Below are 13,723 nucleotides of genomic sequence, written 5' to 3'. Positions count from 1 at the left end.
GGGCCGATGGTGGTTGGCTCGAAGGCATGGAACGTCCACGGGCGCCCGCGCCGGAAGGCGGCGTGCCGGGGCGCCGGCCCGGTGATGCAGCTGAGCCTGGCCGCGGATCCATCGGTCGCCTCGATCACCACGTATCCGGCCCGGCGCAGAATTTGTGCGGCGATCATGCGGATGTCGTCGTCATCCTCCGCCAACACCAGGGTCGTCATGCTGACCTACGACGTAGGTAAATAGCCCGCCCGGATTCCCCCGACGGGGTGAATCCGGCCGCGCCTTGCGCCGAAGCGTCATGATCGGTCAAAGGAGGACCGGCCATGGCCCGATACAAGATGCTTTTCGGCCTGCTAGCCGTCCTCGCCCTGCTCGCCGCCGCCGATCCCGCGCCCGCCCGTTCCGGCGGCGGTTTCTCGGCATACACCAACATCGCGTACGCGTCCGCGCAGCCCGCCGGATCCCGCGGCCACCTCCTGGACCTCTACGTCCCCGACCGCCCCGGCCGGTCGGCGCGCCCGCTGCTGATCGTCATGGGCGGCAGCGGCTGGTACGGCGACGACGGCAAGGCGTACGCGAAAGATGTCGCCCCGTTCTTCACCGCCGCCGGTTTCGTGGTGGCCGGCGTCTCCACCCGCTCGAGCCGCCAGGCCCGCTTCCCCGCGCAGCTCCATGACGTGAAGGCCGCGATCCGCTGGCTGCGCGCCCACTCGAGATCCTTCGGCATCGACCGCCGCCGCTTCGCCGTGATGGGCGACTCCTCCGGCGGCTGGACCGCCGCCATGGCCGGCCTGACCGGAAACGATCGATCGCTCGAGGGCCACGTGGGCGTCACCGGCTTCCCCAGCGACGCCCAGGCAGTGATCGACCTCTACGCCCCCATCGACTTCCGTCAGATGGACGCGCACATGATCCCCGGCGCGTGCGCCACGTTCAACAGGTCGTTCGGCCTCACCAACTGCCACGCCGACCCGCATTCCCCCGAATCGGCGCTGCTGGGCTGCCCGATCCTCACCTGCCCCGCTCAAGTGCAGAAAGCCAATCCCGTCACGTACGTCACTCGCACCGCCCCGCCGTTCCTGATCGCCCACGGCGGCCGGGACCTGCTGGTGCCACCCGAGCAGAGCGAGCTGTTGTTCGCCGCCCTGTCGGCCGCCGGCGCGCCCGCCACGCTGTACCTGACCCCCGGCGTAGGCCACAGCAGGGGAATCGTCTCGTCCGCACACCCCGAGGCAACCGTCCGCCGGACTCCGGCCGCGGGCCCGGCGTCGAGCCGCCCCACGCTCGAGACCATCGAGCGCTTCCTGCACCAGGCGCTGAGGCTCTGATCCCGCCCGTTTCGCGCAGCGTTGATGAGGGTCTGGCGCCGTGACACCGGCCGGGCGAGGGCGTATCAATGGCCACAGCGCCGTAGCGGCGCCCCACTCGGTCGGCGGCACGGGGGAAGGCTCATGGTGGAGAAGGTCGGGGCACGGTTCGAGGTCCTGGACGAGCGTTTCGCGCGGGTCAACGGCGACGAATGGATGGAGCGCATCTTCGCCGAGGGCCGCTGGACCGAAGGCCCCGCGTACGTGCCGGCCGGGCGATACCTGGTCTTCAGCGACATCCCCAACGATCGCGTGCTGCGGTGGGACGAGACGACCGGCGCGGTCGGCGTGCTCCGTCAGCCGGCCGACTACGCCAACGGCCGCACGCTGGACCGGCTCGGCCGGCTGGTGAGCTGCGAGCAGGGCACCCGCCGCGTGACCCGGGTCGAGCACGACGGATCGCTGACCGTGCTGGCCGACCGGTACCGGGGCGGGCGGTTCAACAGCCCCAACGACCTGGTGGAGCATTCGGACGGCAGCATCTGGTTCACCGACCCCAGCTACGGCATCGACAGCGACTACGAGGGCAACCGCGCCGACACCGAGCTCGACGGCTGCCACGTCTACCGGATCGGCCCGGACGGCGCCGTCCACCGCGTCGCCGACGACTTCGACCGGCCGAACGGGCTGGCCTTCAGCGCCGACGAAGGCGTCCTGTACATCGCCGACTCGCGCCGCAAGCACATCCGCCGGTTCACCGTCGCCGACGGTGGCGTCCTGTCCGGCGGCGACGTCTTCGCCGACTGCGACGCCGGGACGTTCGACGGGCTGCGCCTCGACACCGAGGGCCGCATCTGGGCCGCCGCCCACGACGGGCTGCACTGCTTCGCGCCGGACGGCGCCCTGCTCGGCAAGCTGCACGTGCCGGAGATCGCCTCCAATCTGGCGTTCGGCGGCCCTCGCCGCAACTTCCTCTTCATCACGGCCACGTCCTCCGTCTACGCCCTCAAGGTCAACATCAACGGCGCGACGTATCCACGCTGAGCCAGGGCCGGGCCGGTGTCGCCGAAGGGCGATACCGCCGATGGCAGGCGGCGAGCAAGATGGGCCTCATGACTGGTGACGCTCCCACCGTGCCCAACCCGCTGCAGCCCGTCGACGAGAGCTGGCAACGCGGACTCGCCATCGTCGCTCATCCCGACGACCTCGAGTTCGGCACCGCCGCCGCCATCGCCCGCTGGACAAGGCAGGGCAAGCACATCACGTACGTCCTTCTGACCAGTGGCGAGGCCGGGATCGACGGCATGGACCCCGCCGACGCCAAGGTGACCCGGGAGGCCGAGCAACACACGTCCGCCCGGATCGTGGGCGTCGACGACGTCGAGTTCCTGGGGCTGCCCGACGGCGTACTCGAATATGGTCTTGATCTTCGAAGGACGCTCAGCCGGGTGATCCGGAAACACCGGCCCGAAATCGTGATCACGGGCAACTTCCGGGACAGCTGGGACGAAGGCGGCAACGCCCTCAACATGTCCGATCACATCGTGACCGGCCGGGCCGTGCTCGACGCGGCACGGGACGCCGGGAACCGGTGGGTCTTCCGTGAGCAGATCGAACAGGACGGGCTCGAGAAGTGGGGCGGCGTTCGCGAGGTGTGGGCGGCCGGCTCCCCCAAGTCGACGCACGCCGCCGACACCACCGACACCTTCGACCTCGGCGTGCAGTCGCTCGAGGCGCACGCCGCCTACCTGCGCGGGCTCGGCGCCGGCGACTTCGACTCCGAGGAGTTCCTCGATGGCTTCTCGCGGCAGACCGGCGCCCGCCTGGGCACGAAGTACGCCGCGAGCTTCGAGGTGTTCAAGCTGATGCTGTTCTGAACCGACGTGTCTAAACGGACGTGGCCATCGGGCCGCCCAGCCAGGCGGTCGCGTCGGTGAAGGCCGCGATCAGGTCGATGTCGCCGCCGGAGTGGTCGGCGTACGCGCGGTGCAGGTTGAGCACCAGCCGCTCGGCGTCGGCCCAGCCGGCGAACTCGCCCAGATCGGCCTGGTTCGCGGCCTCCAGCGGCGACAGGTTGCGCGTCATGGCGTCCTCGGCGATCGCGAGGACCAGGCGGTAGTAGCGGCGGTGCTCGTCGAGGACCCGCTCGATGCCGGGGCCTGCGAGCACGGGCCCGTGGCCGGGCACCAGCACCGTCGGGCCCAGGGCGGCGAGCCAGTCGATCGCGGCGAGCGCGCCGGTCACCGAGCCCATGAAGACGAGCGGCGTGAGGCCGGAGAAGACCAGGTCGCCCGAGTAGAGCAGCCTCTCGGCGGGCAGCCAGGCGACCAGGTCGCCGGTCGTGTGGGCCGGGCCGCCGGGGTGCATCAGCTCGACCCGGCGGCCGCCGGCGTGCACGGTCAGGCCCGACGACGTGGTGACGTCGGGCAGGCGGCGCGTCACCGGGCCCCAGTCGGGCACCGGCTGCCAGAACGGCGGGCAGCCGTCGATGACCGGGTCGATCCGCAGGCCTTCGCGCATGCGCTCATGGCCGATGATGACCGTCTCGGCGGGAAGCAGGCTGTTCCCGTACGTGTGATCGCCGTGCTGATGGGTGTTGACCGCGATCTTGATCGGGGCGCCGCCGGTCGCCGCCCGCACGGCGTCGAGGAAACGCGTGGTGCGCGCCGCCGTGGCGCAGGTGTCGATCAGCAGCACACCGTCGTCGCCCGCGACCACCCCGGCGTTGTTGATCCACCAGGTGCCGTCGGGCTGGACCCAGGCGTACGTGCCGGGCGTCAGTTCCTGCAGCTGTGCGGCCGGAGTGGTCATGCGATCGAGGCTATGCCACCAGCCCGCCCCCGCACGGGCACCCGTTCCGCAACCGGCCCCACCTGTACTGTTGTCATGCGGCAAATCAGGGGACTGCCCGCCGACCCCGTCCTGCGCGCGCTGGCGCTGGCCGGCGTGCTGCTGGTGCCGTGGTTCCTGTTCGGGCCGTTCCCCGCCGTCACCAGCTGGCTGATGCAGGCCTGCATCGACGTGCTCACCGTGCTGCTGGCCTCGCGGCTGTACCGCATGCCGGGGATCGGCCGGCACGGCCGCCGTTTCTGGGGCGCGATCACCGCCGCCATGGGGTGCAGCGCGATCGCCGACACCTACCAGACGATCCTGGTGGCCGGCGGGCACCCGGCCTCCGACGTCAGCCCCGTGCAGAGCGGCTTCGTCGTGAGCGGCATGGCCATCGTGGTGGCCACCATGCTGTTCCATCCGCTCGGCGGCACCGGCCGGCAACGGCTGCGGATGTGGCTCGACGCGGCGACCGTGCTCACGGCGGTCGTCGTCTTCCTGTGGTACTTCCTGCTCGCCGGCCGGGTCGCCGACAACCTCGCCGCCGCGGCCACCGCCGCCGTGATGCTGCTCGTGACGTTCGGCCTGATCAAGCTGATCTTCAGCGACTCGGCGCCGTTCCACCGCAACGCCGGCATCGTCGGCATCGTCGGCGTGACCGGCACCGCGGTCGGCGCGCCGGTGGCCGTCCTGCTCACCGGCCATTCCGACGCCCGCGTGCTGTACCTGGCGCAGCTGATCCCCTGCCTGCTGGTCCCGTTCAGCCTGCGCATGCAGGAGGTCCTGAACCGCCGCCGGGCCGGGCGCCGGGTCGCGGTCGCGCGTCAAGGTTTCTCCCGTCTTCCGTACGCGGCGGTGGCCGGCACCCAACTGCTGCTGGTGGCGGCGCTGGCGGCGTTCGACCCGGACATGCGGATCTGGGGTGTCGCCGCGGGCGTACTGGTCAGCACCGGCCTGGTCCTGGCCCGCCAGCAGGCCGCATTCCACGACAACGAGCAGCTGGTCACCGAGATCAGCGCGAGCCGGGAATGGTTCAGCGCGCTGGTCCAGCAGGCGTCCGACCTCACGGTCGTCGTCAACGAGGACGACACCATCCAGTACGCGAGCCCGGCCGCCGAACGCGTGCTCGGCGCCCAGGCCGGCGACCTGTCCAGCGAGACCCTCGGCACGCGAATGCACCCGGCGACCAGCCGATCCTGGACGCCCTCAACGAGCAGCTGGCCGACGGCTCCGCGGAGGCCGACCTGCGCCTGCTCCAGGACGACGGCACCCATCGCTGGCTGCACGTCATCGCCACCGACCTGCGCGACAACCCGAGCGTGCGCGGCATCGTCTGGAACGGCCGGGACATCACCGACGCCCGTCGCCTGCAGGACGAGCTGCGCCAGCAGGCCACCCACGACGCGCTGACCGGCCTGGCCAACCGGGTGCTGCTGCAGCAGCGGGTGCGTGAGGCCGCCCCCGACCGGGATATCTGCATGCTGCTGATCGACCTGGACGGCTTCAAAGAGGTCAACGACTCGCACGGCCACCACGCCGGCGACGAGGTGCTGGTCACGGTGGCCCGCCGGGTCACCGCGCTGCTGGGCCGCGCCGGCACGGTGGCCCGGCTGGGCGGTGACGAGTTCGCGGTGCTGCTGCCGGCCGCCGACCGGTCGCGCGCGCAGATGCTGGCCGACCTGATCGCCGCGGCCGTGGCCGAGCCGATTCAGGTGCCGGGGGCGGTGGTCACGGTGGGCGCGAGCGTCGGGGTGGCATGCGGCAAGCCGACGGACGCCGACGGCCTGTTGCGCGACGCCGACGACGCGATGTACCGCACCAAGCAGTCTCGCCGCACTGCGGCCTAGCTCACGCGGCGCTGCGGACTTCCTGGAGCATCGCGGTGATCTCGGCGGGTGGCAGGGGGCGGGCGAAGAGGAAGCCCTGAGCGTGGCGGTAGCCCAGCTCGTACAGGCGTTGCGCCTGTTCCGGCGTCTCGACGCCCTCCGCGACGGTCCGCAGGCCCATCGTCTCGGCGATGCCGGTCAGGGCGGTCACGATCGCCTCCTGTTGCGGGGTGCCGCCGAGGCCGTCGACGAACGACTTGTCGACCTTGATGGCGTCGACCGGGCAGGTGCGTAGCAGGCCGAGGGACGAGTGGCCGGTGCCGAAGTCGTCGAGGGCGATGCTGACGCCCAGCTCCGAGAGGGCGTTCACGGTGGCCAGGGCCCGCCCGCCGCCGAACACGGCGGTCTCGGTGATCTCGATGGTGAGCTGCTCGGCGGGCACGCGGCGGCGGGTCAGCGCGGCGGCGACCAGGTCCGGGAGCCCGGGGTCGAGCAGCTGCCGGGCCGAGACGTTGACGGCCACCGACCGTAGCGCGCCGGGGCCGTGCTCGCGGCGCCACGCGGCGGCCTGCGCGCAGACCGTGTCGATGATCCAGGCGCCCAGCTCGACGATCAGCCCGGTGTCCTCGGCGACGGGGATGAATTCGGCCGGGGAGACGACGGCGCCGTCGGGGCGGGTCCAGCGGATCAGCGATTCCACGCCGGTCAGCCGGCCGTGGGGCAGCTCGACGATCGGCTGGTACAGCATGTGGAACTCGCCGGCGGTCAGGGCCCGGCGCAGGTCGGCGGCGATCGTCGCCTGCCGGCTCAGCCGGCGCTCGAGTGAGGCGTCGTAGCGGACCAGGCGGCCGCCGGACGCCATCGCCGCCCGCAGGGCCAGCTCGGCCCGCCGGTACAGGCCGTCGGCGTCGCCCTCGGCGATGCCGACGAACACGTCGACGAGCACCTCGTGACCGGCCGCCTGCAGCGGCTCGGCGCCGGCCGCGAGAAGCCGGCCGGCGAAGTCCCGCGGGCCCGCGGCCGGCAGTTCCCCGGCAAGCGGGCTCCCAGCAGGCGGGTCTCCGGCAAGCGGGCTCCCAGCAGGCGGGTCTCCGGCAAGCGGGCTCCCAGCAGGCGGGTCTCCGGCAAGCGGGTCTCCGGCAAGCGAGCCCTCGGCAAACGGGCCCTCGAAAGGCGGATCCGCTAGCAGGGGGTCCCCGAAGAGCAGGACCCCGAACTCGTCGCCACCCAGGCGGGCGACCACCGCCCGGTCGTCGGCGAGCTGGGCGAGCCGTGTGAGCCGCGACGCGTACGCGATCAGCAGGGCGTCTCCGACGTCGGGCCCCAGCCCGTCGTTGAGCGCCCGGAACTCCCTCAGGTCGATCAGCACGACGGTGCGTGCCCCGGCGACGGCGTCCGCGAAGTACCGGCGGTTGACCAGGCCGGTCAGGTCGTCGTGCATCGCCTGGTTCGCGACCGTGCTCAGCAGGGTGGCGTTCTCGGCGAGCGCCACCGCCTGGCGGGCCACCACCAGCAACAGCAACAGGGTGGTCCCGCCGACCTGGACCACGCTCAGGTGCCCGGTGCGCAGGAAGACCGTGGCCAGCAGCAGGCTGGTCAGGCCGGTGGCGACCAGCGGAACGGCGGTGCCGCGCCGGGGCGTTGCCGGAGGCGCCATCCGCACGGGGACAACGGCGGTGTGCCGACGCTGGGCGCCGGCGGCGAGCACTCCGAACATGCCGACGAACGGCAGCACGGCGGCGCTGCCGTTCAGGTGCGGCCACGGGCTCAGCAGCGACATCAGGACGGTGGACAGCGGGCCGCAGAGCCCGACCGGCGCCAGCCACCAGAGGGCCGCGCGGGGCACCGGGCTCCGGCTGGCCGACATGATCTTGATGACGACCACGACGCCGGCTACGGCGATCGCCATCATGGCGATGTTCAGCCACCACGCGGACGCGGTGAGGCCGAAGCGGTCGATGAACCAGCCGACGTACTGGGAGGCGGCGATCCCGGCGGTGACCGCCACGACCGCCACATCGAGCACGGCGGTGGTCAGCTGTCGCCAGCTGCGTCCGCCGCCGGGCAGGCGCAGCATCGCCGCGATGGCCAGGATCGTGCCGATGACGTACAGCAGCAGGGTGCGCGCGCCGATCGGCGGCATCCCGGAGTAGTCGGTGGCGCCTACGTCGACGGTCTGGCTCAGCGCGGCCACCGTCACGGCGCCCATGCCGTAGGACAGACGCCGCCAGAACGTGCGCAACGCCCCATCGGTCAGCGCGGCGGCGCCCCGGAAGGCGGCGACCGCGAGCGCCGGGCCGCCGACAGCGGGCAGCCACACCAGCAGCTTCGGGAAGCCGGCCCGGGTGCCCAGCGCGATCAGCAGGATGTCCGCCACCGCCAGCACGACGGCGACCGGCACGAACCAGCCTCGCCAGCGGTTCACCACCTCGCCCCCTCGGGTTGTCTGCCATCAAGATCGGCAGGTACGGGGTCGAGTTGACTGTGACGTGCGCCTAACCGGAGTGGGCGAAGCCGAAGCCGGCGGCGCGCAGCTTGGCCGAGCTGACCGGGACCGCCGGTGTCGCGATCCCGGCCCGGTAGGTCACAGGGGGCCGGCCGCGTCGGGAACCACGGTCAGTCCCGCGCGGGCCACGATCTCCTGCAGCGCGGCCACGTGCGCCTCGAACGCGCGCCGGCCGACCGGCGTCAGCCGTACCGCGGTGCGCGCCCGGCGGCCCACGAAGCTCTTGTGGATCTCGACGTAGCCCGCGTCCTCGAGGGTCGTGAGCTGCTTCGAGAGCGCCGAGTCGGACAGGCCGGCGGCATCGCGCAGGTACTGGAAGCCCGCCCACTCGGTCGCGGCCAGCAGGCTCACCAGCGACAACCGGGTCGGCGCGTGGATGAGCTCGTCGAAGCCGGGCGCGGTCACCGCGACCCCGCCAGCGGCCGCGACATCATGAGCCGCCGCAGGAACCCCATGAGCAACGGGCCGCCGACCGCCAGCCCGATCGCGACCGGGATGGTGGCGAGCGTCGCCGGGAACGGCACGCCGGCGGTCTCGAGCGTGAGCCCGAGGCCGAGCCCCACCCCGACCATCAGGGCGCTGAACCCGAAGATCGCCACGAACCCGCGCACCCCCAGCAGGGAGGCCCTGACCTGCACCCGCGCCCGCCGCACGACCATCACGATCAAAATCGACAGGCCTATGGCGTACGCGACGGAGCCAAGCGCGACGAGCCACGGCCGCTCGCTTTCCACCGCGGCCACGAAAGGCACCATGAGGACGCCTATCGACGGCCAGAACCACGAAGGGACGGAACTGGCGTCGATCGCCTGGGATCGGCGCACCCGCACCTCGGCGAGGGCGAGCTCGGCATCGATGGGATCCATCATGACTTCCCCCTCAGGCATCTACTTTCCTAATTGGAAAGTCTATACCGATGGGAAACTACTTTCCAAGCCCTTCGATGTGATCGGCAGTGTCCGCGACCCCATCGCGGATTGCCGTCATCTGCCGAATGCCGAGATCCGGGGCATACCAGCCATGGCGCCCCAGCTTCGTCGGCGCGCTGTGCCGTTCGCGTTCCGCCTCCGGCTCCGCGACCTCGGCGGCGTAGAGGGGCCGCCTCCTGACGCAGCAGCGGGACGGCGTCTCGGCCTCAGGCGGAATCGCGGGCGATGACCTCGCCGCGGGTGGGGGTCAGGCCCTCCGTGTCGAGGCCCAGGGCGGCGCGGGCCGCGCGGCGGCCGTGGGCCTCGGCGTCGATGTGGATGGTCGTCAGGGCCGGGGTCGCCAGGGCGCCGTACTCGGTGTCGTCGAAGCCGATCACGGCCAGGTCGGCCGGGACGGACACGCCGAGGTCGTGCAGGGCCGTGAGGGTGCGCAGGGCCGTGTCGTCGTCGTAGCCGGCTATCGCGGTCACCGACGGGTGGCCGGCGCGGAAGGACGCGAGCGCGTCGGCCCCGGCGGAGCGCGGGCGCGGCACGACGAGGGAGACGAGGGGCGGAATGCCCGACGCCTGGGCGGCCTGGTCGGCGAAGCGCAGGCGCACCTCGCCCAGGGGCGGGTCGGCCGGGGTGGCCAGGGCGATCCGGCTGTGGCCGCGCGCGGCCAGGTAGCGGATCTGCATGGTGGCGTGGGCGGCCAGGCCGTCGTGCCGGCAGCCGCCGACGTCGTCGAGCTCGTGGCCGGTGCGGTAGATCTCGCCGAAGCGCAGCACCGCCCGGGGGCGGATCGCATCGAGGATCTGCCTGGTCGCCGCGTCGGTCGGCGGTCCGTGGCGCACCAGCAGGACGTGGTCGTGGGCGGCCAGCTCGTGGTCGAGGCCGCGGATGTAGCTGCGCGAATAGTTTCCCTCGAGGCCGCTCTCGATGTGCAGCACGACGATGCGGGACGCGCCCTCGCGCAGCGCCCTCGCGATGCCGTGCGGCTTGTAGCCCAGGTCGCGGGCCGTGCGCAGGACGCGCTCGCGGGTGGCCGGCGAGATCGTCTGGTTCGGGGTCTCGTTGAGCACGAAGCTGACCGTGGCCCGCGAGACGCCACTTGCGGCGGCCACGTCCTTGAGCGTGGCGCGGCGGGTCTCGGTCATGGCTGAACGTTACCGGGGCTTGTCATTCCCCGAAACATGCCTGTAGCTTTCGTCACTAGCTCGATTTAGTGCTAGCTCGATTAAGTGCCCATCTACCAGGAGGAAGAGTGAACCTTCAGGACGGGATCGACAAGGCCGGCTCACCGATGCGGATGCTCTGGAAACCGGGCGCGCAGCCGTGGAACCCGGAGGTCGTCGAGAAGGAGTACGTCGGCTGGCGCGATGAGCAGAAGGCCTGGCACGAGGGCGTCGCGATCTCCGACCTCTCCCACCACATGTACGACCTGTTCATCGAGGGGCCCGACGCCACGAAACTTCTCGCCGCGGTCAGCGCGAACAACTACGAGAAGTTCGCGATCGGGCAGGCCAAGCAGATCGTCCCGGTCAACGCTGACGGGCTCATCGTCACCGACGGCATCCTCCTGCGGCGCGGCGAGCAGGAGTACACGCTCAGCGGCGTCCCGGCCTCCCAGCACTGGGTGCAGTGGCACGGCGAGCGGGGCGGCTACGACGTGAGGTTCCGGACCGACCCCTCGTCGGCGTTCCGGGCGCCGAGCGGCGACCCGGTCCTCTTCCGCTACCAGCTCCAGGGGCCGCAGGCGCAGGAGCTCGTCGAGAGCGTCTTCGGCGGGCCGCTGCCGCCGACGAAGTTCTTCCACACCGCCGACGTCACGCTCGACGGCCGCACTTTCCGCGCGCTGCGCCACGGCATGGCCGGGCAGCCGGGTTACGAGTTCATCGGCGATGGCGCGGACGCCCCGTACGTGAAAGAGGCTCTGCTGAAAGCCGGCGAGAAATTCGGGCTCGTGCACGTCGGTGCGCTGGCCTACACGACAGCCTCGGTCGAGAGCGGCTGGATCCCGTCGCCGACGCCCGCCATCTACACCCACCCCGAGCTGGCGGAATACCGTCGGTGGCTGCCGTTCTTCGGGATCGAGGGGCAGCGCCCGCTGCACGGAAGTTTCTACTCCGACGACATCGAGGACTACTACGTCACGCCCTACGAGCTCGGCTACGGCCGCTTGATCCACCTCGACCACGAGTTCCTCGGTCGCGAGGCACTGCGAAAGGCCCGGGATTCCGTACGGTTCCAGAAGGTCACCCTGGTCTTCGACAACGACGACGCGCGGGAATTCCTCGAGGGCGACAACGGTTTCGTGCTCAGCTACGCCCGCAACCGGATCGAGACGAAGGACGGCCTGGCCGGGACCACGTATCACACCGCCTCGCTCGCGCCCTACGACGCGGTCATCGCGCTCTCGCTGGTGGACGCCGAGCACGCCACCCCCGGCACGCGGGTCGAGGTCGTCTGGGGCGACCACCCGGGCGCCGGCACCCCGGCCGACGCCGAGCTGGGCCTGCCCCGCATCCGCGCCACCGTGCAGCCCGCGCCCTACAACGAGCACGCCCGCACCCAGTACCGCAGGGACTGAAAGCATGACCGAGACACCCATCGCGAGCGAACAACGGCTGCTGCTGAGCGACTTCTCGCTGGAGATGACCGGCAAGGACGTCGCCGAACTGCGGGAAGCGACGATCCCGCCCGGCACCCGGATCAACGTCACCTTTCTCGGCAACGAAGACCTCGCGATGCGGGTGGCCGCCGCTCGTGCGGTGAAGCGCCAGGGCTGCGTTCCCGTGCCGCATGTCTCGGCCCGGCGGCTGACCTCCGAGCAGGAGCTGCGAAAGTTTCTCGCGGCCTTGCGGGCCGAGGGCGCCGCAGACGAAATTTTCGTGGTCGGCGGCGATCCGAGCGAGCCGCACGGGCCGTACGACGACGCGCTGTCGGTGATCGAGTCCGGCGCCCTGGAGGAGTACGGTGTCGGCAAGGTGAGCATTACCGGATATCCAGAAGGACATCCTGATATTTCAGACATAGAGCTTTGGTCGTCATTGAGCGAGAAGTACGCGGCGATCACGCGACGGGGTATCCGGGCCGAGATCATCACCCAGTTCGGCTTCGACGTCGACCCCGTTCTGGACTGGATCGAGACCGCCCGGGAGAAGGGCATCGACGCCCCGGTGCGGATCGGGGTCCCCGGCCCGGCCGGCGTCCGCCGCCTGCTGCGCTTCGCCGGCCGCTTCGGCGTCGGCGCCGGCGCGTCGATCGCCCGCAAGTACGGCCTGTCGCTCACCAACCTGATGGGCACGGCCGGCCCCGACCGCTTCCTGCGCACCCTCGCCACCGATTACCACCCGGCCCGCCACGGCAAGGTCGGGCTGCACTTCTACACGTTCGGCGGCCTGCGGGCCACGTCGGACTGGATCACGAACTTCAGGAAGGAGGGCTGACGTGACGATCACCCAGGAAGCCCCGCTTCAGGCGCCGTCGCCCACACATACCCACAACCAGGCCTCGCTGATCGTGCACGGCCGCGACCGCACCGGCATCGTCGCGGCGGTCGGCGCGGTGCTGAGCAAGCACAAGGCCAACATCGTTTCGCTCGACCAGTACAGCGACAACCCCCACGGCGGGGCGTTCTTTCAACGTACGGTGTTCAGCCTCGACAACCTCAAGGCGGCGCTGCCGCACATCGACGACGACCTGAACTCCCAGCTGGGCAAGGGATTCGAGCTCGAGTTCCGGCTGCGGGACCTGTCCATCCCGCACCGGGTGGCCATCTTCGCGTCGAAGGCCGACCACTGCCTGCTCGACCTGCTGTGGCGGCACCGCCGGGGCGAGCTGCCGATCACCATCGCCATGGTGATCTCGAACCACCCGGACACCGCCGGCGAGGTGCGCGCGTTCGGCATCCCGTTCTTCCACGTGCCGTCGGCCGGCCCGGACAAGTCGGCCGCCGAGGCCCAGCACCTGGGGCTGCTCAAGGGCAACGTCGACTTCATCGTGCTGGCCCGCTACATGCAGATCCTCTCCGGCGGCTTCATCGGCAAGGTGGCCGTGCCGATCATCAACATCCACCACTCGTTCCTGCCGGCGTTCATCGGCGCCGGGCCGTACGCGCGGGCCAAGGAGCGCGGCGTGAAGCTGGTCGGCGCGACCGCGCACTACGTGACCGAGGACCTCGACGAGGGGCCGATCATCGAGCAGGACGTGGTGCGGGTCAGCCACGCGCACACCGTCGCCGACCTGCAGCGCCGCGGCGCCGACGTGGAGCGCGACGTGCTGTCGCGGGCGGTGCTGTGGCACAGCGAGGACCGCGTGATCCGGCACGAGAACCACACGATTGTCTTCGCGTGA

Annotated in this window: 14 protein-coding genes; 9 read left to right on the top strand and 5 right to left on the bottom strand. The window is 71.2% G+C overall.

What is annotated here, in order from left to right; all coding sequences use genetic code 11:
* Positions 1–6: 6 nt before the first annotated feature.
* The 4 genes from ACIA5D_RS42955 to ACIA5D_RS42940 all read left to right on the top strand — a co-directional run bounded on the left by ACIA5D_RS42955 (position 7) and on the right by ACIA5D_RS42940 (position 3,175).
* Complete coding sequence (locus ACIA5D_RS42955) at positions 7–234, top strand: hypothetical protein (RefSeq protein WP_396036414.1); 228 nt, start codon at positions 7–9, stop codon at positions 232–234.
* Positions 235–314: 80 nt separating this feature from the next.
* Positions 315–1,319: an alpha/beta hydrolase fold domain-containing protein gene (locus ACIA5D_RS42950; protein ID WP_396036413.1), complete on the top strand. Its 1,005-nt coding sequence runs from the start codon at positions 315–317 to the stop codon at positions 1,317–1,319.
* Between the two features lie 123 nt (positions 1,320–1,442).
* Positions 1,443–2,342: an SMP-30/gluconolactonase/LRE family protein gene (locus tag ACIA5D_RS42945; protein ID WP_396036412.1), complete on the top strand. Its 900-nt coding sequence runs from the start codon at positions 1,443–1,445 to the stop codon at positions 2,340–2,342.
* Positions 2,343–2,410: 68 nt separating this feature from the next.
* Complete coding sequence (locus ACIA5D_RS42940) at positions 2,411–3,175, top strand: PIG-L deacetylase family protein (protein ID WP_396036411.1); 765 nt, start codon at positions 2,411–2,413, stop codon at positions 3,173–3,175.
* Positions 3,176–3,185: 10 nt separating this feature from the next.
* Here ACIA5D_RS42940 and ACIA5D_RS42935 read toward each other — a convergent pair whose 3' ends face one another.
* On the bottom strand, positions 3,186–4,109 hold the full coding sequence (locus ACIA5D_RS42935) for an MBL fold metallo-hydrolase (protein WP_396036410.1): 924 nt from the start codon (positions 4,107–4,109) through the stop codon (positions 3,186–3,188).
* 75 nt (positions 4,110–4,184) lie between these two features.
* On the opposite strand from ACIA5D_RS42935, the gene ACIA5D_RS42930 reads away from it, so the two are divergent.
* Together ACIA5D_RS42930 and ACIA5D_RS42925 are read left to right on the top strand one after the other, a co-directional pair.
* On the top strand, positions 4,185–5,537 hold the full coding sequence (locus ACIA5D_RS42930; protein ID WP_396036409.1) for a PAS domain-containing protein: 1,353 nt from the start codon (positions 4,185–4,187) through the stop codon (positions 5,535–5,537).
* Entirely contained in the window at positions 5,447–5,974 is a 528-nt protein-coding gene (locus tag ACIA5D_RS42925; protein WP_396036408.1) for a diguanylate cyclase domain-containing protein, read from the top strand. Before ACIA5D_RS42930 ends, ACIA5D_RS42925 begins: the two co-directional genes overlap by 91 nt.
* 1 nt (position 5,975) lies before the next feature.
* Here the strand turns inward: ACIA5D_RS42925 and ACIA5D_RS42920 are convergent, their stop codons facing one another.
* From ACIA5D_RS42920 to ACIA5D_RS42905, 4 genes are all read right to left on the bottom strand, one after another.
* Positions 5,976–8,381: an EAL domain-containing protein gene (locus ACIA5D_RS42920; RefSeq protein ID WP_396036407.1), complete on the bottom strand. Its 2,406-nt coding sequence runs from the start codon at positions 8,379–8,381 to the stop codon at positions 5,976–5,978.
* 156 nt (positions 8,382–8,537) lie between these two features.
* Positions 8,538–8,864 carry a winged helix-turn-helix domain-containing protein gene (locus ACIA5D_RS42915; RefSeq protein ID WP_396036406.1) on the bottom strand — a complete coding sequence of 109 codons (327 nt, stop codon included), beginning with the start codon at positions 8,862–8,864 and terminating at the stop codon, positions 8,538–8,540.
* Positions 8,861–9,328, bottom strand: coding sequence for a hypothetical protein (locus ACIA5D_RS42910; protein ID WP_396036405.1), 468 nt, complete (start codon positions 9,326–9,328; stop codon positions 8,861–8,863). Before ACIA5D_RS42910 ends, ACIA5D_RS42915 begins: the two co-directional genes overlap by 4 nt.
* A gap of 266 nt (positions 9,329–9,594) precedes the next feature.
* On the bottom strand, positions 9,595–10,524 hold the full coding sequence (locus ACIA5D_RS42905; protein ID WP_396036403.1) for a LacI family DNA-binding transcriptional regulator: 930 nt from the start codon (positions 10,522–10,524) through the stop codon (positions 9,595–9,597).
* Positions 10,525–10,631: 107 nt separating this feature from the next.
* On the opposite strand from ACIA5D_RS42905, the gene ACIA5D_RS42900 reads away from it, so the two are divergent.
* Genes ACIA5D_RS42900 through purU form a run of 3 tightly spaced genes read left to right on the top strand, consistent with a single transcriptional unit; the run spans position 10,632 to position 13,723 of the window.
* Positions 10,632–11,957 carry an aminomethyl transferase family protein gene (locus tag ACIA5D_RS42900; RefSeq protein ID WP_396036402.1) on the top strand — a complete coding sequence of 442 codons (1,326 nt, stop codon included), beginning with the start codon at positions 10,632–10,634 and terminating at the stop codon, positions 11,955–11,957.
* Between the two features lie 4 nt (positions 11,958–11,961).
* A complete protein-coding gene (locus ACIA5D_RS42895; protein ID WP_396036401.1) occupies positions 11,962–12,816 on the top strand; it encodes a methylenetetrahydrofolate reductase in 855 nt (284 codons plus the stop codon).
* 1 nt (position 12,817) lies between these two features.
* Positions 12,818–13,723 (top strand): formyltetrahydrofolate deformylase, encoded by a 906-nt coding sequence (purU, locus tag ACIA5D_RS42890; RefSeq protein ID WP_396036400.1) that lies wholly within the window; start codon positions 12,818–12,820, stop codon positions 13,721–13,723.

It is taken from the genome of Actinoplanes sp. NPDC051513 (assembly GCF_044454685.1).
Classification (GTDB): domain Bacteria; phylum Actinomycetota; class Actinomycetes; order Mycobacteriales; family Micromonosporaceae; genus Actinoplanes.
This window is presented reverse-complemented; position numbering and strand designations above follow the sequence as displayed.